Genomic DNA, 20074 nt, shown 5'->3' on the forward strand with positions numbered 1-20074 from the left:
TGGATTTCAGGCACAAAAAAAGACGTCGGTTGACGTCTATTGATGTTCCGATGGTGCCGAAGGCCGGACTCGAACCGGCACATCTTTCGATGGTTGATTTTGAATCAACTGCGTCTACCGATTTCGCCACTTCGGCACTGAAGAGGATGCGGAAAACGTTGGCGATTATACCGTTACATGCCCAGCACGCAACCCAATTCCGCTGTGATGTGCGCTAAGCGGCGAAAAAACACACGGAAGCCGGTAAACCCGCGCTGTCCCGCTGCCAGAATCCTCCCAAACCGCCTTCTCCTCATCATCCCGTCGGAACTTTCTCATCCGCACCGCCTCTTAACAGCACGAAGCATAAAACCCAACCGAGGTCGAAATGAAAAAGCGCCATATCGCCTGCGCCCTGGCAGCCCTGCTGCTGGCGGGCAATGCGTCAGCCGCAAGCTGGCAGGATCAACTGAGCAGTGCCGCCAACCAGCTGAGCCAGCAAAACCACGGTGCAGCAGGTCAGCAGAACGGCGGGCTGTCGATGTCCTCTATTACCAGCCTGCTGAACAGCAACGACAGAGCCATGAGCGCCAACAGCATGACCAATGCCGCCGGCGTGATGCAGTATTGCGTGGAGCACAACGTGGTGAAAAACAACGTGCAGTCGGTAAAAGACCAGGTGCTGAGCAAGCTGGGCCTGAATACCACCGCCGCGCAGGAGCAGAAACCGGATTACACTCAGGGCGTGGCCGGGCTGCTGAACACCGGCAATGGCCAGCAGCTAAACCTGCAAAGCCTCAGCAACTCGCCGATGGGCGAGAAGCTCAAAACCAAAGCCTGTGACGTGGTGCTGAAACAGGGTAAAAACTTCATCTCCTGACAGCCGCCTGCCAGCCCCGCGCTGGCAGGTTTATCGCCCCTTCTTACCCGCTTTTTTCCCGCCAGTCAGTCCCCCGCCCTCTGTCTGCATCACCTTGTATCGCAACACGTTAAGTCATAAGTTTTCCTTCCTAATGCGTTGGGCGCTATAGTGATGTTTTGGATTTGAACAGGACAGCACGCATGAAAGGTATCAACATCGCAATTTACTTCGATCCAGACCTGATCACAGCCTGCGTAAATGCGTCAGAAGGGAGCTATGTAAACAAAAAGTTCGAGTACGACGATGGGGTGATCGAAGAGATCTACCAGTGGCTCGAAGAGTACGATCCCAACCGCACGCATATCTGTCTGATTGAAAACGAAAGCGCCGAGCTGCTGGCCGACGAGCTGGTGGATAACGGTTATCACGTCCATCAGGTGACCATCCACCAGCTGCTGACCTGGTTCGCCGCCGAACCGCCCAAGTCCCCCGATGGCACGCCGATGCGCCTGATGCTGCGCTATATGGCAGAAGAGCATCCGCGCGAATATGAATCCCGCACGCCGCAGACCGAAGCGTTGATGGAGATGTTCGACGAGCTGGACGCGCTGGAGATGGTGGAAGATAACGAAGACGAAGATAACCTGCCCGCCGACCTGCTGCGCAGCATGAAGAAGCACAAAATCAGCGCCAGCGATGCGGCACAGCGCCTGATCCCAGACGTAAACGAACGTATCCGCGAGCACCTGATGCAGTACCCGGAGCTGATGACGCCGGAGATCCTGCAAGACTTCTTCCCGGAGCTGCTGGAAGCGCTGGAACGTCCTAAACACTAAGCGGGATAAGGCATGCTGGAGTTAATCAAAGCAATCGGGTTGGGGCTGGTGGTGATCCTGCCGCTCGCCAACCCGCTCACCACCGTGGCGCTGTTTTTGGGCCTGGCCGGTGAGATGAGTTTTCAGGAGCGCAACCGCCAGGCGCTGCAGGCGAGCATCTATGTGTTCGCCATCATGATGGTGGCCTGGTACGCCGGCAGCGCGGTGCTGCACACGTTCGGCATCTCCATTCCGGGGCTGCGCATCGCAGGCGGGCTGATCGTGGCGTTTATTGGTTTTCGGATGCTGTTTCCGGCGAAGCCGGTGGGCCATTCGGTTGAAGCCAAACACAAGCACGATGAGCTGGAAACCGCGCAGGAACCGGTGAACATCGCCTTTGTGCCGCTGGCGATGCCGAGCACGGCCGGGCCAGGGACGATCGCGATGATCATCTCCTCGGCCTCTACCGTGCGCAGCGGGGTGGATTTCCCTGCCTGGGTACTGAACGTCGCGCCGGTGCTGACATTCCTGGTAGTGAGCGTGATTTTATGGATTTCCCTGCGCAGTTCAGGGGCGATCATGCGCCTGGTGGGTAAAGGCGGCATCGAGGCAATCTCACGCCTGATGGGCTTTTTGCTGGTCTGCATGGGCGTCCAGTTCATTATTAACGGCGTGCTGGAAGTCATTCATAACTTCCACTGACGGCCTGAGCCGCCCGCCTCTGGGCGGCCTGTCATCTAAGGCAAATCGGCTAAGACAAATCGGCTAAGGCAAAACTGGCATAGCTCAGAACAAACCGGCATTTTGACCTGCTCTGGCGCGGGTTACAGTAGGGTTATCAATCATTAAGGATAACCGCTATGCGCAAACCGCTGCTCCTGCTTACCGCCCTTGCTCTCTCCTCTGCCGCCCACGCGGCAACGCCGAAAGATACGTTTGTGGTCGCCGTGCCGCTGGACGGCATTATCAGTTTCGATCCGGCGGAAAGCTTTGAAACCGTCAGCAACAGCAGCCTGCGTAATATCTATCAGACGTTACTGGAGCCGGACCATCAGGATCCGCAGAAGCTGGCCCCGCTGGCGGCCCTGCGCTGGCAGGCGGGCAAAACCCCGCACAGCCTGGTGTTTGACCTGAATCCGCAGGCGCGTTTTGCCAGCGGCAATCCGTTAACGGCGCAGGACGTGGTGTTCTCCTTAACCCGCGCGGTAAAGCTGAACAAAGCGCCCTCGTTTATCCTCGGGGAATTTGGCTGGACGCCGGAGAACATCGAGCAGCAGTTCACCGTGATCAACGATCATCAACTGGAGCTACGCTGGCCGGCAGAGATCGGGCAGGATCTGGCCCTGCGCCTGTTGACCGCGCCGGTCTCCTCCATCGTTGACAGCAAGCTGGCGCAGTCGCATGTCGCCAATAACGACTTCGGCAATGGCTGGCTGAAAACCCACTCGGCGGGCAGCGCGGCCTACGCAATCAAGCAGTTCGTGCCCCTGCAGGCGCTGGTGCTGGAGGCCAATCCCAACAGCACCCAGAAAGCGCACCTGAAACGGGTGCTGCTGAAAGGCGTGGCCGATCCGGGCACCCGTCGGCTGTTGATCCAGCAGGGCGATGTGGATGCGGCGTACCAGTTGGGGCCGGATCAGCTTGCCTCGTTGAAAAGCGATCCCAACGTGCACATCGCCGCGTTTCCCTCCAGCCTGATCTACTACCTGGGCTTTAACACCAAAAGTACGCAGCAGCCTGCGCTGGGCAATCCGGCCTTATGGCAGGCGGCGCGCTGGCTGGTGGACTACGACAGCCTGGCGAATCAGCTTCTGAAGGGGCAATATCGCGTACACCAGAGCTTCCTGCCCCAAGGCTTTGACGGCGCGCTGGAAACCAAACCGTTCCACTACGATGTCGAGAAGGCCAAAGCGATTTTAGCCAAAGGCGGCATTAAGCCCGGCGCGCACATCGCGCTGTCGGTGGTGAATCAGCCGCCTTATATCGATATTGCCCAGGCGCTGCAGTCGAGCTTTGCGAAGGCGGATGTAAATCTGGATATCCAGCCGGTGGCGGAATCCGAGCTGTGGAGCAAGATGCGTAGCCGCAACTTCGAATCCATCTTTACCTACTGGGGCGCGGACTACATCGATCCGAACACTAACGCCAGCACCTTCGCCTATAACGTGCCGAACGGCAGCAAAACCCTGGCCTGGCGCGTAGGTTGGGATATTCCGGAGCTGAGCGCCCTGACGCGCAAAGCCGCCGGAGAAAGCGATGCTGCGAAGCGCCGGGCCGATTACGTCTCGCTGCAACAGCAGCTTCAGCAGAACTCGCCTTACGTGGTGATGCTGCAGGGCGAGGTTCAGGTAGCGCTGCGCAAGAACGTGACGCACGCGCAACAGGGGATTGGCGTCACGCTGCTGAATTTTGAAGAGGTGGAGAAGTAAATTTCAGGGCGGCAGCACGTAATCTTTACTGACGGCTGCCGCCCCGCTGGCTATGCTTGACGCATGACTGACTATTTGTGAGTACTTCGCTATGACCGCTCCCCTGCTTATCGCCCAAACCCCTGACGTTCAACTGCACCTGCTGCCGCAGATGGCAAACCGCCACGGCCTGATCACCGGTGCCACCGGCACAGGCAAAACCGTGACGCTGCAAAAGCTGGCGGAATCCTTCTCTGCCATCGGCGTGCCGGTGTTTATGGCGGATGTGAAAGGCGATTTAACCGGCGTGGCGATGGCAGGCCAGAGCAGCGAAAAGCTGCAGGCGCGGCTGGCCAACATCGGTGTGACCGACTGGCAGCCGACCAGCAGCCCGGTGGTGCTGTGGGATATTTTCGGCGAGAAAGGCCATCCGGTGCGCGCGACGGTGTCGGATCTGGGGCCGCTGATGCTGGCGCGGCTGCTGAACCTGAACGAGGTGCAGAGCGGCGTGCTGCAGATCATCTTCCGTATCGCTGACGACCAGGGCCTGCTGCTGCTGGATTTTAAAGATCTGCGCGCCATGACACAGTACATCGGCGATAACGCGAAAAGCTTTCAGACGCAGTACGGCAACATTAACAGCGCCTCAGTGGGCGCGATCCAGCGCGGGCTGCTGGCGCTGGAGGAGCAAGGCGCAGAGCACTTCTTTGGCGAGCCGATGCTGGAGATTAGCGACTGGATGCGCGTTGACAGCAACGGCAAAGGCGTTATTAACATCCTGTCGGCCGAGAAGCTGTATCAGATGCCCAAACTTTACGCGACCAGCCTGCTGTGGATGCTGTCAGAGCTGTATGAGCACCTGCCGGAAGCGGGCGATCTGGATAAACCGAAGCTGGTGTTCTTCTTTGATGAGGCGCACCTGCTGTTTAACGAGGCGCCGCCGGTGCTGCTGGAGAAGATTGAGCAGGTAATCCGCCTGATCCGCTCCAAAGGCGTGGGGATTTGGTTTGTGACGCAGAATCCGGCGGACATTCCCGACAGCGTGCTGGGCCAGCTAGGCAACCGGGTGCAACATGCGCTGCGCGCCTTTACCCCGCGCGATCAAAAAGCGGTGAAAACCGCCGCCGAAACCCTGCGCGCCAATCCGGCCTTTACAACCGTGGAGGCGATACAGGCGCTGGGCACCGGCGAAGCGCTGATCTCCTTTCTGGATGCCAAAGGCAGCCCGTCGGTGGTGGAGCGGGCGATGGTGATCGCACCCGGCTCGCGCATGGGGCCGGTGAACACGGACGAGCGCAACGGGCTGATCAACCATTCTCCGCTGTCGGGCAAGTACGACACAGAAGTCGATCGGGAATCGGCTTACGAACGTCTGCAACAGGGCGTTCAGGCCGCCAGTGACAAGGCCAATGCGCCCGAAGCCAAAGGCAACGCGGTGGCGGTCGATGACGGCATTCTGGGGGGATTAAAAGACATTTTGTTTGGCAGCACCGGTCCGCGCGGCGGCAAGCGGGATGGCGTGGTGCAAACCATGGCAAAAAGCGCGGGACGTCAGATTACTAACCAGATCGTTCGCGGCATGCTGGGCAGCCTGTTTGGCGGACGTCGTCGGTAAAATACGGTGGCAGCCGGGCTGCCACCTCAACGCTACTTGTGCTTCCAGCTGGTAGACACCGGATTGGTGACGGTGTTCTTTTCCTGGGTGTAGGTGCCGTTCTGCTGGGCGATCGCCTCGCCGGTATCAACAATCGCGTTCTGGATAAACACGTTCTGCTTGTCGCCGCGCACAAAGGTCAGCTGATGGAAGGCGGTTTTGTTGCCCCAGTCGGTGGAAGGCAGCGAGATAAAGCGCACCGTGAAGGTCTCATCATCAAACTTACCCTGCATCACGTAAACGCCGTAGTGGTTTTCCCCCTGCGAGATGATTTTATAGGTGCCGTTGTCGTAGTAATAAATTTCGGCATCGGGGAAGGGTTTTTTGTCGTACATTTTACGGTAATGCAGCACCTGCTTAATGGTGGGCTGGCCGAAGCTGACGGTCAGGTTTTTACCATCCTGCGAGGTGGTCAGCCCTTCCGCCTGCGCGGATACGCCACTCATTAACATCAACAGACTTGCGGTTGCCGTTGCGATTGCTTTCACGTGAATTCTCCTGGTCTGGTTCCATGGATAGGGTGCGTCAACAAATTGAGATACCGCACAGTGCATTGCGGTTGAGCCCAGAGTAAATTGAACAATTAATGCAAATAAGCCACTCAAGAACATCCACTTTCTTAACAAATTTTCCACGACATGCGCCAGTCGTGCGCTAAATCTGAGTGACAAGCGCCGGATAAAGCGTGCTATGGGTGCGCTGCTGCGAGGATAACCAATAGCAATTTTGTAGGGCGTTAACGATCAGAAATGTCGCATACTTTCACCATGTCTGACATGCATCCCCGTGGCTATCGCCATCATGAAACGGTAATGGCCAGGCTATCCACTGTCGCGCACGCTTTTTCCCCTGCGCTCCGCATTGATAATGAGCTTAACGATATACGCTGAACTGACATTTCTATGACAGTTCTGCGCTTTTACGTACAGAAATCAGGTTGGGGTGATGTTCTCGCTACCCGCTCAGAGGCATAAATTATGCGAATTCGCGTTGAAAGGGTCAAAACGAAGATTGATTGTACAACTTCAAAAAAGGGACTATATTCCCATCATTGAACCAAAATTGGGAATTTAGTCCCGGATGATAGGTTGATGGCAAAACGAGATTTGCACAATGTGTTGTTTCCCAGGCAACGCAAAATCCTCATGCACTTTGGTGAGGATTTGCTATTGGCGATGAAACGCCGTGGCTTCACTAAAAAATTGCTATGCGAGCGAACCGGTTTTGATCATAAGACGATAAACAAGGCCTTCGCAGGCGATCCGGGCGTTGCCATTGGCACCTATTTAAAAATCATGGCCGTGCTGGGAATGGAAAACAATTTTGCAGAAATGGCGGCTCACGATGAGGTCGGTATTAAGCTGCAAAACATTAAACTGCTGGAAGGTTCAAAATGAGTCGTGAAAGCATTGAGGTCTATGCAGACTGGCAACCCATAGAGAAACCTTTATTGCTGGGCCACCTTTCTTACAGTGATTCCAGTCGTGGCGGTGTATTCAGCTTTTCATATGACAACGCATTTTTAACCTCTCCCCACCGTTTGCAAATCGATCCTATGCTGACGCTTCACTCAGGGGAACTCTACAACGACGAAGCAAATAAAAACTTCCGCGCTTTTCTCGATTCGTCACCCGATCGCTGGGGGCGTATTTTGATGCAGCGTCGCGCAGCGATTGAAGCGCGTAAGGGCATGCGGGCGAATAGTCGACTGACTGAGCTGGATTATCTTCTGGGCGTACATGATGCTTATCGAATGGGCGGTATTCGATTCAGGAAATCAGGATGCGATGATTTTCTGGATAACAACAGTGATTTTGCCGCCCCGCCAATCGCGGCGCTGCGAGAATTAGAGCATGCCGCCCTACAAATTGAAAAAGATGAAAATATTGATAGTGATGAATATTACGCCTGGTTGAAAATGCTGATTTCACCAGGGTCATCATTAGGCGGTGCAAGGCCAAAGGCCTGTGTGACCGATGAGAATAACCAGCTGTGGATCGCCAAGTTTCCCAACACCACAGACACCTGTGACATCGGTGGATGGGAGATGGTGTGCCATCAGTTGGCCATCGCGGCTGGCGTTAATATGTCTCCTGCCGAAATCAGGCGGTTTTCATCAACACACCATACCTTTTTAACTCGCCGCTTCGATCGCGAGGGTGAAAAGCGGATTCATTTTTCATCGGCAATGACACAGCTTCACTACTATGATGGTGAGCAGTCGCAGGGGGCCAGTTATTTAGAAATCGCCGAATTTCTCTCCACTCAGGGCGCGCAAACAAAAGCCGATTTAGCCCAGCTATGGCGCAGAATCGTGTTGAATATTGCCGTATCGAATACTGACGACCATCTGCGCAATCACGGTTTCTTGCTCACACGGCAGGGCTGGACGTTATCACCGGCTTATGACGTAAACCCGATTGTCGGCAAGCAAGGGCTTCATCTCAATATTAATGATTCAGACAACTCGCTCGATTACCGACTCGCTTTTGAGGTAAAAGATTTCTTCAGGCTGTCACAGAGTGACGCAACGAAAATCTACGATGAGGTGCTGAGCGCGGTGAAGTCGTGGCGACATGTTGCTAAGGGCTTAGGCATTGGCCGGGCCGAGCAAGCCCTACAGGAATCGGCATTCAACGTCTGACATCATAATGGGAATTTATTCCCATTAGGTAGCGATAAATGGGATTATAGTCCTTTTTTTGTCGGCAATGTACCTTACTTCCCAGCGTCAGTGCGCTGCTGGAGACTTGATTCGTTTCGGCTGCCCGTCGCCGGTTAACCCGTGATTTAACCCTGATCCGTTTCGTGCATTGAATCCTGTTTCTGATGCCGGGCACCTGATTCACGAAAGCCGTTATCCAGGGATAAATTTTGGTGTGATTCATCTCACTACTCATCTAATTTGTCGCAAATTTACTGCGTTAAACAAGCCCCATTCTGTTCGGGGTAACACGGGCGCAAACCGGCATTTTATACTTAATCATCAGGCAAGCTGCTAAGATCAGGACATGGATAAACAACGTGAACTAAAACGGACCAAACGTCTGGCGCTGTCGCTGCTGCTGCTGGCTGCCGCTACCTTTGTGGTTACCCTGTTTCTGCCGCCCAGCTTTTACGTCAGCGGCATCAAAGCCATCGCCGAAGCCGCAATGGTCGGCGCGCTGGCTGACTGGTTTGCGGTGGTGGCGCTGTTTCGCCGCGTACCGGTGCCGTTTATTGCCCGTCATACGGCGATCATCCCGCGCAATAAAGATCGCATTGGGGAAAATCTGGGCCGCTTTGTGCAGGAAAAGTTTCTGGATACCGATTCGCTGCTGAATCTGATCCGCCGTCACGATCCCTCGCAAATGCTGGCCACCTGGCTGAGCGCGCCCGGCAATGCCGATAGGATCGGTCGCCACCTGCTGCAGGTCATGCGCGGCTTTCTCGATCTGACCGATGACGCGCGCATCCAGCACTTTATGCGCCGCGCGGTGCATAAGGCAATCGACAAGGTGGATCTCAGCCAGAGCGGCGCGCTGATGCTGGAAAGCCTGACCAAAAATAACCGGCATCAGGAACTGCTGGATGCGGCGGTCGAGCAGTTGCTGCGGCTGCTGCATAAGCCCAGCACCCGGGAATTTATCGCCAGCCAGCTGGTGCGCTGGCTGAAGCGCGAGCACCCCATCAAGGCCAAAATGTTGCCGACAGAATGGCTGGGAGAGCACAGCGCAGAGCTGGTGGCCAACGCGGTGGATTCCCTGCTGGATGACGTGGCGCTGGATCAGGGCCACGAGCTGCGGCTGGGCTTTAATCGCGCGGTGGATCGCCTGATCGAAAAGCTGAAAAACGATCCCGAGATGGCCGAGCGCGCCGAGGTGATCAAAGGCTGGCTGAAAGACGATCCCACGCTGAACCGCTATATTGGCGAGCTGTGGGGCGATCTGCGCGACTGGCTGAAAGCGGATCTCAACAGCGAGGCGTCAAAAGTGCAGGACAAGGTCCGTCAGGCGGCCCTGTGGCTGGGCGAAACCCTGGCCGCCGATGAAGGACTGCGTAGCTCCATGAATCAGCATCTGGAAGACGCCGCCCGCAGCGTCGCGCCAGAATTCGCGGCGTTCCTGACGCGCCATATCAGCGACACGGTGAAAAGCTGGGATGCGCGCGATATGTCGCAGCAGATCGAGCTGAATATCGGTAAGGACCTGCAGTTTATCCGCATCAACGGCACGCTGGTGGGCGGCACCATCGGCCTGATTCTCTACCTGCTGTCGCAGATTCCGGCGGTGCTGCCGGTGGTGAAAGGCTGGCTGGCCTGACGTAACCGTTCTGCTTTTTCGAACCCTGTGATTAAAGGGAGGTGAATATCACCTCCCTCAGGTGCGGCCTGAACGTGCTTTACCTGAAGGAGTTCACGATAATTTCAAGCAGTTGCAGTAGTGCAACCATGAGCTTAAGAAATACGCGAGCGATTTCTATCCACCTCATACGCTGGCTCCTGTGGTCAGGAGCACTTACAGCCTGCGACCCTTTCCGCTGCCTGTAACAGGCTGATTAGGTTGATAATGCATGATGTGCACCGCACGTAACCGTGCTGACGTAAACAAAAAACCTCGCCTCACCCGCGGGGTTTTTTGTTGCCTGTGGCTGACGCTAAACGGCGGCTAGGCCTTATCCAGCGCCGCCTGCGCCACGGCCATAAAGTGTTTAACCCTTTCCAGATCCACATCGTTCCACCAGACGCCGTCCACCTTGAGCGCGCTGGCGACAATCACGCCCTGGGTGCGGCCCAGGATCTGGCAGACATTGGCAGGCGTGACGCCCGACCCCACCAGCAGCGGTAAGGCGGTGGCGGCGCGGATCTCGTCGATTTCGTCCAGGGTGGCGCTGTCGCCGGTGCGCTGTCCGGTGGCGATCACGGCGTCCGCGTCAAAGAAGTCAACGTCGCGCGTCAGTTCCTGAATGGAGCGGTCGGCCACTATCGCATGGCTGCCGTGTTTAACATGGCTGTCGGCAAACACCCGAATATGTTCGGCACGCAGCTGGCTGCGGTAGCGCAACGCTTTGGCGGCGGCCCCTTCAATAAAGCCTTCATTGGCGATGTAAGCATTCGCCCACTGGTTGACGCGGATAAAATCCGCCCCGCCCGCCAGCGCGGTGGCAAAGGCCGGCAGCGCCGCGTTCGCCAGCACGTTAATGCCCAGCGGCACGCCAAACCGTTCGCGCACTTTTTCCGTGATAACCGCCATCAGGGCCGACGTTTCCGGGCCAATATCCTCGGGTTTTGAAAACGGAATATCGCCGTGGTTTTCAATAATCAGGCCATGAACGCCGCCGCAAATATAATTTTCCGCATCGCGCAGGGCACGCTCTGTTATCGCCTTAACTGATTTCCCCCGGTATTTAGGCGAGCCGGGAAACGGGTCACAGTGAATCACGCCAATGACCGCTTTGGGGCGGGAAAATATCGCTTGTATTGCATCATTTTTTTCTGCTGATATAGCAACCATCTTGTCTTTATCCTGTTCAGGGAAACACTATGCGTGTTTATGTGGCCGGAAATATCACTGTCGATGAAACCTGGAGCATTGCCGATATTCCGTTAAAAGGCGCATCGGTTCATGGAAATAAAGTTTCGCAGGATATCGGCGGTAAAGGCGCGAATCAGGCGATTCTGTTATCCCGCTGCGGCATAGAAACCCATTTAATTGCCGCGACGGGCAAAGACAACAATGGAATAACTCTTCGCCAGCAGCTCACTCTGGAGCCGCTTTATTTTATGCCCGCTGAACCGGTTCATCCCTTTAGCGATACCTCGCTTATTCTAAACAGCGCCGACGGCGACAACGCCATCATTACCAGCACAGGGGCAGCCGATGCGTTGAGCATTGATATCATCAGTGCACATTTGGCCGCGGCACGCGCTGGCGATGTCCTGGTGCAGCAGGGCAACTTCTCGCCGGAGAAAACCCATGCGCTGTTCCAGCTGGCGAAGTCGCGTGGCCTGATCACCGTCTTTAACCCTTCGCCGGTCCATGCCGGGTTCAGTGCCTGCTGGCCGCTGGTGGATATTGCCGTGGTGAATCAGCACGAAGCCCGGCAGTTGCATCCTGAAGCGGTTAAAACGTTAGTGGTTACTCACGGTAGCGCGGGTGCCTGGCTGATTCAGGGAGACCGCCGCGAGTTTTGCCCTGCCACGCCCGTCGAGGCGCTGGATACCACCGGCGCGGGCGATACCTTTCTTGCCGTCATGCTGGCGTCGGCACTCAGGCGCCAGGTTCAAATTGATAAGTTAGCACTTACTCATGCCAGTCAGGCGGCCGCCATCACGGTGAGCCGTCGTGGCACGCTGAGTGCCTTCCCCTCCGTCAACGAACTCGCCGCACTGCTGAGTGCAGGCGGCGAGTCAGGCGTTACTTAAACATCGCGCGGTAGCTGTCCACGTTGGCTTTGGTGACAACCGTCGCCGGTACCAGAATGGTTTTCGACACGGTTTTGCCGGACGTCACCGCGTTCAGAGCTTTGACCGCCTCTTCACCCATTTTTTTCGGGTCCTGCTGCAGAACGGCAGTGACATAACCGTTATCGATACCGGTGATCGCCTTTGACGTCAGATCCCAGCCGAACACCTTGATGTCTTTCTGCCGCCCCTGGTTCTCTACGGCCGCAATCGCGCCCAGTAACGCCGGTTCACCAGTGGCATAAATGGCCGTCAGGTCCGGGTTGCCGGTGATCAGGTTCTCTGCTGCCGTCATCGCGGTGTCCTGCACGTTCTGGCCATCCACCACGTCCGCGACGGTAATGCCAGGATTGCTCTTAATGGTGTCTTCAAAGCCTTTCTGACGCTGGTTTTGCACGGCTGAGTTCAGCGCGCCTACAATGCCCAGCCGCGCTTTGCCGCCCATATTTTTCGCCACGTAATCGACAAAATATTTGCCGATAATCTTACCGCCTTCCAGATTATCCACGCCCACCTGCGCCGCCTGTGGGCCCGCCGGTAATACCGCATCAATCGCAATCACCGGTATTTTAGCGGCGGCCGCTTCTTTAATCGCAGGCATAATGCCGTTGACGTCAATCGCGTCCACCATAATGCCCTTCACGCCCTGCTGAATATAATTTTCTATCGCGTCGTTTTGCGATACGGGATTATCGTTGGCGTTGAAGATCACTAAATTTTTACCGCTGGCTTTCGCTGCCTCCTGTGCACCCTGATTCATCTGATTAAAGAACAGGGCCTGCTGGTTGATCTGTACCAGCGCATAAGTTGGTGCTGCATGAGCCAAAGTAAAAAACGAACCCGCTGCCAGTAAGCCCGTTGCCAGCGCAACAGAACGCAGTTTTCTGGTGTTAAATGCCATCATCTTAAAATTCCTCGTCGGGAATGTGCGATAACCAGTCGATCTCCGCATCGAAATGCAGAGGGATTATTGTTGGCGGGCAAATATCGTGTGAATGGCTTATTCAGCCTGAACCTGAATAACCGCGTTTCTGCTCACTGTCCATTATGGTGAACACCTGAAACGGGCTAAGCCGGTGTGGGAGTGACTCCCGGGTAATGCGGTAAACTGTCTCTACCATTCTCTTCCGCTCAGATTTTGTCAAGCGATTATTTTATCGCCAGGGGCGGCGCAAAAATACTGTATCCGGCGCGCGTAACTGTGTTACAGATAGCCGATTCTGGGCAAGATGGCTGTGGATATGATTAAAAAACGGGTGCTGTTATCCGACGTAGCGACGCTGGCCGGGCTGTCAAAAGCGACCGTATCCCGCTATATGAATCAAAGCATTATGCTGCCGCAGGACACCATCGACCGCATTGAAGCCGCCATTCGCCAGCTGGATTATCGCGGCAACAGCCTGGCGCGCCGCCTGAGCAAAGGCGGCAGTGAAACCTTAGGGCTGGTCCTGCCCGATATTACTAACCCTTTCTTCGCCGAACTGGCGGACGCGGCGGAAGAAGCCGCTTCGGCCTGTGGCTACAGCCTTGTGCTCTGCATCACCCGCAACCATCCCGGCAAAGAAAGCCAGTTTATCCGCTGGCTGGATACCTGCCAGGTGGATGGCCTGCTGTTTACCACCAACCACCCGGATAACGGGCTGCTGCGTAAGGAAATTAACCGCCACCAGCGTATTGTGCTGCTGGATGAAGATATTCCCGGCAGCAGAGTGCCAAAGGTGTTCGCCGATAACGTGCAGGGCGGGCGCATTGCTACCGAAAAGCTGATCGCCGCCGGTCATCGTCACATCGCGTTTGTTGGCGGGCCGGATGAGCTGATGAGCGTGCGCGAACGCTATCAGGGCTTCTGCACCGCCATGGCGCAGGCGGGCCTGACCGTGCCGCCTGAATGGGTAATGTACGGCGAATACCAGCGTGAGTTTGGCGAACAGGCGCTTCAACACCTGTTCAGCCGGCCGCAACGCCCAACCGCCGTGTTTGCCGCCAGTGACTATCTGGTGCTGGGCTTGCTGGATGGTCTGCGCGCACGCGGGTTACAGGCTCCCGAGGCGCTGTCGCTGGTGGGATTTGACGACGCCACCTATGCCGATTTTACCCAACCCCGCATTTCCACCATCCGCCAGCCCGCCCGGGAACTGGGCCGCACGGCGGTTCACATTATGCTGCGCATCCTGAATGACGAGCCCGATATTCCCCCTGAAACCCGCCTTGCGGTGGAATGGGTGGCGCGCGATTCGATACGGATGTGTTAACAGCGTCCCAAAATGGCGCAAAAGTGCACAACTTTAGCGCAAATAACGCGCTTTTTAATTTCTGCGCGTTATAGTTAGTAAACCGGTTTACCAAAAGTTAGCATTTAAACGTTTTTAAAAACAACGTGTTAAACCGGATGTGTACTGCCTGTTTTGCAGGCTGGCACGGATGCTGCAATGACGTATCTGGCAAGCAAATATCGTTACAGCGGTTGTTCAGAGATTATGTATGAAGGCTTTATCTGGCAGGTAAACCGGTTTACAAGGGCGTAAACCGTGCACGATAACGTTTTTTTATCTCTGTTCAGCTTTTCCCGTTAGTGGTGATGGGAGTTATCGAATGCAGCAATCACAAACTGCCCCGGCACGGGTAGAGATGGTGAATATAACCAAAACCTACGGCGCGATACGTTCCCTGCGCGGCGTGAACTTACAGCTGGCGCCCGGCGAAGTGCTGGGCCTGGTGGGCGATAACGGCGCGGGCAAGTCCACGCTGACCAAAGTGCTGTCTGGCGCGGTGGTGCCCACCAGCGGCACGATCCGCATTGACGGTGAAGAGCAGCAGTTCAGCAATCCGGCGGATTCTCGCCGCTGCCATATCGAAATGGTTTATCAGGACCTGTCGCTGTGCGACACCGTGGATGTGGCGGGCAACCTGTTTATGGGACGCGAGCCGATGAAATCGATCCTCGGCATTCCGTTTCTTGATGAAGAGAAAATGCACGCTGATGCGCGCGAGATGCTGAAAGGCCTGGGCATTTCCATTCCTGATACGCGTTTGCTGGTGCGCAATCTGTCCGGCGGACAGCGTCAGGCGATTGCCATTGCGCGCGCGGCCGCCTTCGATCCCAAAGTGCTGATCATGGATGAGCCCACCGCCGCGCTGGCCGTGGCCGAGGTGGAAGCGGTGCTGGAGCTGATTCGTCGGGTATCGGCGCGCGGCGTCAGCGTGATCCTGATTACCCATCGCCTGCAGGATCTGTTCCTGGTCTGCGATCGCATCATGGTGATGTACGAAGGCACCAACGTGGCAGACCGCCGGGTGGCGGACACCGATCTGGGCGAAATTGTGAATTTGATCGTGGGCGAAAAATTTGTCGCCCGCTCTGCGGCGACGCACTGAGCGAGGTAACAGGATGACTATTATGAATCTGAGCGGTTCCCGTATGGCCCAACACTCGTTGCCGCGTCGCCTGCTGCACAATCACTCTGGCGTGGTCAGCATCGCGCTGTTCTTTGTGTTCTGTTGCGTGGTGTTTTCGTTGATCACCGGCAACTTTCTCAGCAGTGCTAACTGGCTCAATATCATTCGCCAGAGCGCGCCTCTGCTGATCGTCGCCACGGCGATGACCCTGGTGATCACCACGGGCGGGATCGATCTTTCGGTGGGATCGACGCTGGCGCTGGTCGGTGCGCTGTCGGCTATTGCGCTGAACAACTGGGGACTGCCCTGGCCGGTGGTGTTGCTGGGCGGCCTGCTGCTGGGCGCGCTGGTGGGCGCTATCAATGGCTTCTTTATCTCCTATGAGGGCATTCCGGCCTTTATCGTCACGCTTGCCACCTTAGCCGTGGTGCGCGGGGTCGCGCTGCTGATTACCCAGGGCTATTCCATTCCCATTCCTGCCGACAGCCTGTTTGCCTTTATGGGGCGCGCGAAAGTGCTGGGCGTGCCGATGCCGGCGCTGATCGGCATTGTGGTGCTGATTGTCGGCCATATCGTGCTTAATCATATGCGTTTTGGTCGCTATGTCACCGCGATTGGCGCGAATGCCGAAGGCGCGCGCCGCAGCGGGATTAACACCAAAGCCGTGACCATGAAGGTCTATATCATCAGCGGCATGGCTGCCGCGCTGGCGGGCATGATTATCACCGCCCGTCTTGGCAGCGGCTCCTCTAACCAGGGCGAAGGCTTTGAGTTACAGGTGATTGCGGCGGTGGTGCTGGGCAGTACCAGCCTGTTTGGCGGCTTCGGCACCATCATCGGCACATTGCTGGGCGCGCTGTCGATTGCCATTATTCAGAACGGCCTGATTTTGTCGCACATCTCTCCTTTTTACACGCAGATCGCGACAGGTACGATTATTTTGCTGGCGATCTGGCTGAATACCCGCATTCTCAACCCGACCCGCGCGGCGGCAAAAGGATAGCCAATGAAACACTCTATTTTTCGGCATCCGGACCCCCTACCGCTCGGCATCAACAGCGGCTATGTCATGACGGTGCTGGGGCCGCTGCCGGTCAGTGAGATGGGCGTGACGCTGATGCATGAACACATTCTACTGGATGCGTCCGGCAAGTGGGTGCCGCCCTGCTGCTGTGGCGATCGCCATTTAGCGGAAATGCCGGTGAGTATGGAAAACCTGGGCGAACTGTCGCTTAACCCGTTAATCAGCCGCGATAATTGCCGGCTGTTCGATGTGGATCTGGCGATTGAGGAGCTGATGAAGTTCCGTGCTCTCGGCGGTGACACGGTTGTCGATCCTACCAATATCGGCATCGGTCGGGATCCCAAAGCATTGCAGCGCATCGCCCGCCTGACCGGGCTGAACATCATCATGAGCACCGGCCTGTACCTGGAGCCTTCGCATCCGGAATGGGTGAAAACGATTAGCGTCGAGGCGTTAGCTGACAAGCTGATTTACGACCTGGGCGGCCGGGAAGAAAAACCCGAGGTACTCGCCGGGTTGATCGGTGAGATCGGCGTGTCCAGCCGCTTTACCGCCAGCGAGGAAAAATCCCTGCGGGCGGCGGGCCGGGCCAGTGCAGCAACCCGGGTGCCGATTGAGGTGCATCTGCCCGGCTGGGAGCGGCTGGGGCACAAGGTGCTGGATATTCTTGAACACGAAGGGGCCGATCTGCGCCACGTGGTGCTGTGCCACATGAATCCCAGCTTTGCCGACAAGCGCTATCAGCGTGAGCTGGCCCAGCGCGGTGCGTTTCTGGAATACGACATGATCGGCATGAGCTATTACTACGCCGACGAATCCGCGCAGTCACCGTCCGACGAAGAGAACGCCCGCGCCATCCGCGAACTGATCGATGACGGCTTTATTGAGCAGATTTTGCTGTCCCAGGACGTGTTCCTGAAAACCATGCTGACCCGCTACGGTGGCCACGGCTATGGCTACATCCTTAAACATTTTGTTCCGCGCCTGAAACGCCACGGCGTCAGCGGCGAACAACTTGAAACCTTACTGATTGCTAACCCACAGCGCGTTTTTGGTGGGTAAGGGAGAACCGTAATGCAGAAGAAAATTTTACTGGTCGGGGAATCCTGGACCAGCACGTCCGTTCACGTTAAAGGCTTCGATCAGTTTGCCACCGCCACCTGGCACAATGGGGCAACCGACTTTATGGCGGCGCTGGCCGACAGCGACTATGCCATCACCTATATGCCCGCGCACGCGGCGGCGACCGAATTTCCGCTGACGCTGGCCGGGCTGCAAGCGTGGGACGCGATAATTCTGTCGGATATCGGCGCGAACACGTTACTGCTGCATCCGGATACCTGGCTGAAGAGCCAGCGCACAGCGAACCGTCTGACGCTGATCCACGACTATGTGGCGGCGGGCGGTGCCTTGATGATGATCGGCGGCTACTTCAGTTTTCAGGGCATCAACGGCGGCGCGCGCTATCGCAACACGGCGGTCGAGAAAGTGCTGCCGGTACGCTGCCTGGCCTGGGACGACCGCATCGAAACGCCTGAAGGTTCTTATCCGAGCGTCACCGAATCCCACGCGCTGTTTACCGACATGCCCGACGAATGGCCGTGGTTACTGGGCTATAACGAAGTGGAAATGCACCCTGAAGGCAAACTGCTGGCAACCATTGCCGGCACCGCGCATCCGTTGCTGGCGGTGCGCGAATATCAGCAGGGCCGCTCGCTGGTGTGGACCAGCGATATGTCTGCCCACTGGCTGCCGCAGGAATTTGCCCAGTGGCAGGGTTATCGCCAGCTGTGGATCAACTGTCTTGACTGGTTAACGGTTCGTCACTGATGGCCCTTACCCGCACGGCGGATCTGGCGTTACAGCTGACCCGCTTTGATACCCTCAATCCACCGGGTAACGAAGCCGCCTGCATGATGTTTTTTGCCGGCTGGCTGGAGGAAAACGGCTTCGAGGTCACGCTGTCATCCTTCGGCGAAGGACGCCATAACCTGATAGCCCGCCTGCGCGGCGAGCAGGCCGGACCTGCGCTGGCCTTTACCGGCCATCTGGATACGGTGCCGCTCGGTAACGCCGACTGGCAGCACGATCCCTTTGGCGAGATCGTGGACGATCGGCTCTATGGCCGGGGATCGAGCGATATGAAAGCGGCCGTTGCCGCCTTTGCCGTGGCCTGCGTTACGCACCAGCAGGCCATTCGCCAGGGGCCGGGCGTGGTGCTGCTGATTACCGGCGGTGAGGAAACCGGCTGCGACGGCGCGCGGGCGCTGATCGATACCGCTGACCTGCCCGAGGTGGGCGCGCTGATCGTTGGCGAACCCACCGCGAACTATCCGGTTATCGGCCACAAAGGCGCACTGTGGCTGCGCTGTGAAACACGCGGTAAAACCGCGCACGGCGCGATGCCCGAGCTGGGCATCAATGCGATCTACCTGGCGGCCGATGCGCTGGGTAAAATTCAGCATTTCTCCCCCGGCGCGCCGCATCCGCTGATGAAACAGCCCACGATCAACGTCGGGCGCATCACAGGCGGCCTGAACATTAACTCCGTCCCTGACCGCACGCAGTTTGACGTGGATATTCGTAGCGCGCCCAATCTTCAGCACGCCACCATCCGTCAGCAGCTCAGCACCTTACTGGGCGAAAGTGTGACGATATCTACGCTGGTGGACCTGCCCGCGGTGCTCAGTGAAGGCGATCACGCATGGATTCAGACGGTTTATCAACGATGCCAGCCATTGCATGATGCGCCGCTGGTGCCGCGCATTGTGCCCTACTTCACCGATGCGTCGCTGCTGTTGCCTGCGCTGGGCAATCCGCCCTGCATTATTCTGGGCCCTGGCGAGCCGTCGATGGCGCATCAGACCGATGAATATTGCCTGCTGAGCAGGTTAGCCGAGGCGGAGACGCTTTATGGTGCGTTGATTTGTGACGGAGTGCGATGACCTGTGAAGCGGTATTCTCCTGAAGCACGGCCGGGTGAAGGCGATCTGCCCTACAAGGTCGGCAACAATGCGGGGATGGTGTCGGTGATGTAGACGCGCTGCTGGCACGCCGCCCGGTAAACCCGATTTAGCTGTCTGTTAAAGCTGTTCGTAAGATGGCAGGAGAAAAAATCATGAGAGCACAGGCCGTGGTCACCGATGAATACAGGTCGGCATTCCCCGATCCGATTACGATTAAGGCCGACGAGATAGCCGTGGTGAGCCACTGCGATCTTGAATGGCGAGGATGGATATGGATTACGCTGCCCGATGGCAAAGCGGGCTGGGCGCCAGAGCAATACTTTTTGCCACTGAGCCCAAATGAGGTTGTCTGTCTGGAAGACTATAGGGCACAGGAGTTAACCGTCCTTCCCGGTGAGTCGGTGGTAGTGACGCACGCGCTTAACGGCTGGTACTGGGCTGAGAAGCCTTCTGGGGAAAATGGATGGGTTCCTCAGGAATGCCTTACCTTTCTAGATCGATAATCCAGTCTGTAAAACATCAGGGCAA

The 20074-nt window shown here is 56.8% G+C and carries 20 protein-coding genes and 1 tRNA gene; 17 read left to right on the top strand and 4 right to left on the bottom strand.

Annotation, left to right across the window (positions count from 1 at the left end; genetic code table 11):
• Positions 1-51 precede the first annotated feature (51 nt).
• Positions 52-136, bottom strand: a tRNA-Leu gene (locus tag PAGR_RS18770).
• 231 nt (positions 137-367) lie between these two features.
• Here PAGR_RS18770 and PAGR_RS18775 point away from each other — a divergent pair.
• From PAGR_RS18775 to PAGR_RS18795, 5 genes are all read left to right on the top strand, one after another.
• Entirely contained in the window at positions 368-859 is a 492-nt protein-coding gene (locus PAGR_RS18775) for a YjjA family protein (protein ID WP_014606706.1), read from the top strand.
• Between the two features lie 182 nt (positions 860-1041).
• Complete coding sequence (locus tag PAGR_RS18780) at positions 1042-1677, top strand: hypothetical protein (RefSeq protein ID WP_006121820.1); 636 nt, start codon at positions 1042-1044, stop codon at positions 1675-1677.
• A 12-nt stretch (positions 1678-1689) separates the two neighbouring features.
• Positions 1690-2358: a MarC family NAAT transporter gene (locus tag PAGR_RS18785; protein ID WP_014606707.1), complete on the top strand. Its 669-nt coding sequence runs from the start codon at positions 1690-1692 to the stop codon at positions 2356-2358.
• Between the two features lie 158 nt (positions 2359-2516).
• Positions 2517-4085 (top strand): ABC transporter substrate-binding protein, encoded by a 1569-nt coding sequence (locus tag PAGR_RS18790; protein ID WP_014606708.1) that lies wholly within the window; start codon positions 2517-2519, stop codon positions 4083-4085.
• Positions 4086-4176: 91 nt separating this feature from the next.
• Positions 4177-5679: a helicase HerA-like C-terminal domain-containing protein gene (locus tag PAGR_RS18795; protein ID WP_014606709.1), complete on the top strand. Its 1503-nt coding sequence runs from the start codon at positions 4177-4179 to the stop codon at positions 5677-5679.
• A gap of 32 nt (positions 5680-5711) precedes the next feature.
• On the opposite strand, the gene PAGR_RS18800 is transcribed toward PAGR_RS18795, so the two are convergent.
• On the bottom strand, positions 5712-6206 hold the full coding sequence (locus PAGR_RS18800) for a hypothetical protein (RefSeq protein ID WP_014606710.1): 495 nt from the start codon (positions 6204-6206) through the stop codon (positions 5712-5714).
• Positions 6207-6467: 261 nt separating this feature from the next.
• Here PAGR_RS18800 and PAGR_RS23925 point away from each other — a divergent pair, with 261 nt between their 5' ends.
• The 4 genes from PAGR_RS23925 (at position 6468) to PAGR_RS18815 (ending at position 10019) form a co-directional block, all read left to right on the top strand.
• Positions 6468-6608 (top strand): hypothetical protein, encoded by a 141-nt coding sequence (locus tag PAGR_RS23925; RefSeq protein ID WP_158307931.1) that lies wholly within the window; start codon positions 6468-6470, stop codon positions 6606-6608.
• A gap of 201 nt (positions 6609-6809) precedes the next feature.
• Complete coding sequence (locus tag PAGR_RS18805; RefSeq protein ID WP_014606711.1) at positions 6810-7115, top strand: helix-turn-helix domain-containing protein; 306 nt, start codon at positions 6810-6812, stop codon at positions 7113-7115.
• Positions 7112-8362 (top strand): type II toxin-antitoxin system HipA family toxin, encoded by a 1251-nt coding sequence (locus PAGR_RS18810; RefSeq protein WP_014606712.1) that lies wholly within the window; start codon positions 7112-7114, stop codon positions 8360-8362. The genes PAGR_RS18805 and PAGR_RS18810 overlap by 4 nt, the downstream gene beginning before the upstream one ends.
• Positions 8363-8729: 367 nt before the next feature.
• A complete protein-coding gene (locus PAGR_RS18815) occupies positions 8730-10019 on the top strand; it encodes a DUF445 domain-containing protein (RefSeq protein ID WP_014606713.1) in 1290 nt (429 codons plus the stop codon).
• Positions 10020-10364: 345 nt separating this feature from the next.
• Here the strand turns inward: PAGR_RS18815 and PAGR_RS18820 are convergent, their stop codons facing one another.
• Entirely contained in the window at positions 10365-11210 is an 846-nt protein-coding gene (locus tag PAGR_RS18820; RefSeq protein ID WP_013024406.1) for a BtpA/SgcQ family protein, read from the bottom strand.
• Between the two features lie 29 nt (positions 11211-11239).
• Here PAGR_RS18820 and PAGR_RS18825 point away from each other — a divergent pair, with 29 nt between their 5' ends.
• A complete protein-coding gene (locus tag PAGR_RS18825; protein ID WP_014595193.1) occupies positions 11240-12121 on the top strand; it encodes a ribokinase in 882 nt (293 codons plus the stop codon).
• Here PAGR_RS18825 and PAGR_RS18830 read toward each other — a convergent pair.
• Positions 12114-13064 (bottom strand): ABC transporter substrate-binding protein, encoded by a 951-nt coding sequence (locus PAGR_RS18830; RefSeq protein WP_014606714.1) that lies wholly within the window; start codon positions 13062-13064, stop codon positions 12114-12116. The two genes, PAGR_RS18825 and PAGR_RS18830, sit on opposite strands and share 8 nt — an antisense overlap.
• 325 nt (positions 13065-13389) lie before the next feature.
• On the opposite strand from PAGR_RS18830, the gene PAGR_RS18835 reads away from it, so the two are divergent.
• The 7 genes from PAGR_RS18835 to PAGR_RS18865 all read left to right on the top strand — a co-directional run bounded on the left by PAGR_RS18835 (position 13390) and on the right by PAGR_RS18865 (position 20049).
• Complete coding sequence (locus PAGR_RS18835; RefSeq protein ID WP_013024403.1) at positions 13390-14412, top strand: LacI family DNA-binding transcriptional regulator; 1023 nt, start codon at positions 13390-13392, stop codon at positions 14410-14412.
• A 376-nt stretch (positions 14413-14788) separates the two neighbouring features.
• Positions 14789-15535: an ATP-binding cassette domain-containing protein gene (locus PAGR_RS18840; protein WP_020693768.1), complete on the top strand. Its 747-nt coding sequence runs from the start codon at positions 14789-14791 to the stop codon at positions 15533-15535.
• A gap of 22 nt (positions 15536-15557) precedes the next feature.
• A complete protein-coding gene (locus tag PAGR_RS18845) occupies positions 15558-16559 on the top strand; it encodes an ABC transporter permease (RefSeq protein WP_029569516.1) in 1002 nt (333 codons plus the stop codon).
• Between the two features lie 3 nt (positions 16560-16562).
• The gene (locus PAGR_RS18850) at positions 16563-17642 is read left to right on the top strand and encodes a phosphotriesterase family protein (protein WP_014606717.1); all 1080 of its coding nucleotides are present in this window, start codon (positions 16563-16565) and stop codon (positions 17640-17642) included.
• 12 nt (positions 17643-17654) lie between these two features.
• On the top strand, positions 17655-18410 hold the full coding sequence (locus tag PAGR_RS18855) for a glutamine amidotransferase (RefSeq protein WP_014595188.1): 756 nt from the start codon (positions 17655-17657) through the stop codon (positions 18408-18410).
• Positions 18410-19525 carry a M20 family metallopeptidase gene (locus tag PAGR_RS18860; protein WP_014606718.1) on the top strand — a complete coding sequence of 372 codons (1116 nt, stop codon included), beginning with the start codon at positions 18410-18412 and terminating at the stop codon, positions 19523-19525. The genes PAGR_RS18855 and PAGR_RS18860 overlap by 1 nt, the downstream gene beginning before the upstream one ends.
• Positions 19526-19698: 173 nt before the next feature.
• Positions 19699-20049 carry an SH3 domain-containing protein gene (locus PAGR_RS18865; RefSeq protein ID WP_014606719.1) on the top strand — a complete coding sequence of 117 codons (351 nt, stop codon included), beginning with the start codon at positions 19699-19701 and terminating at the stop codon, positions 20047-20049.
• Positions 20050-20074 lie beyond the last annotated feature (25 nt).

The organism is Pantoea ananatis PA13 (genome assembly GCF_000233595.1).
In the GTDB taxonomy this organism is placed as follows: Bacteria; Pseudomonadota; Gammaproteobacteria; order Enterobacterales; family Enterobacteriaceae; genus Pantoea; species Pantoea ananatis.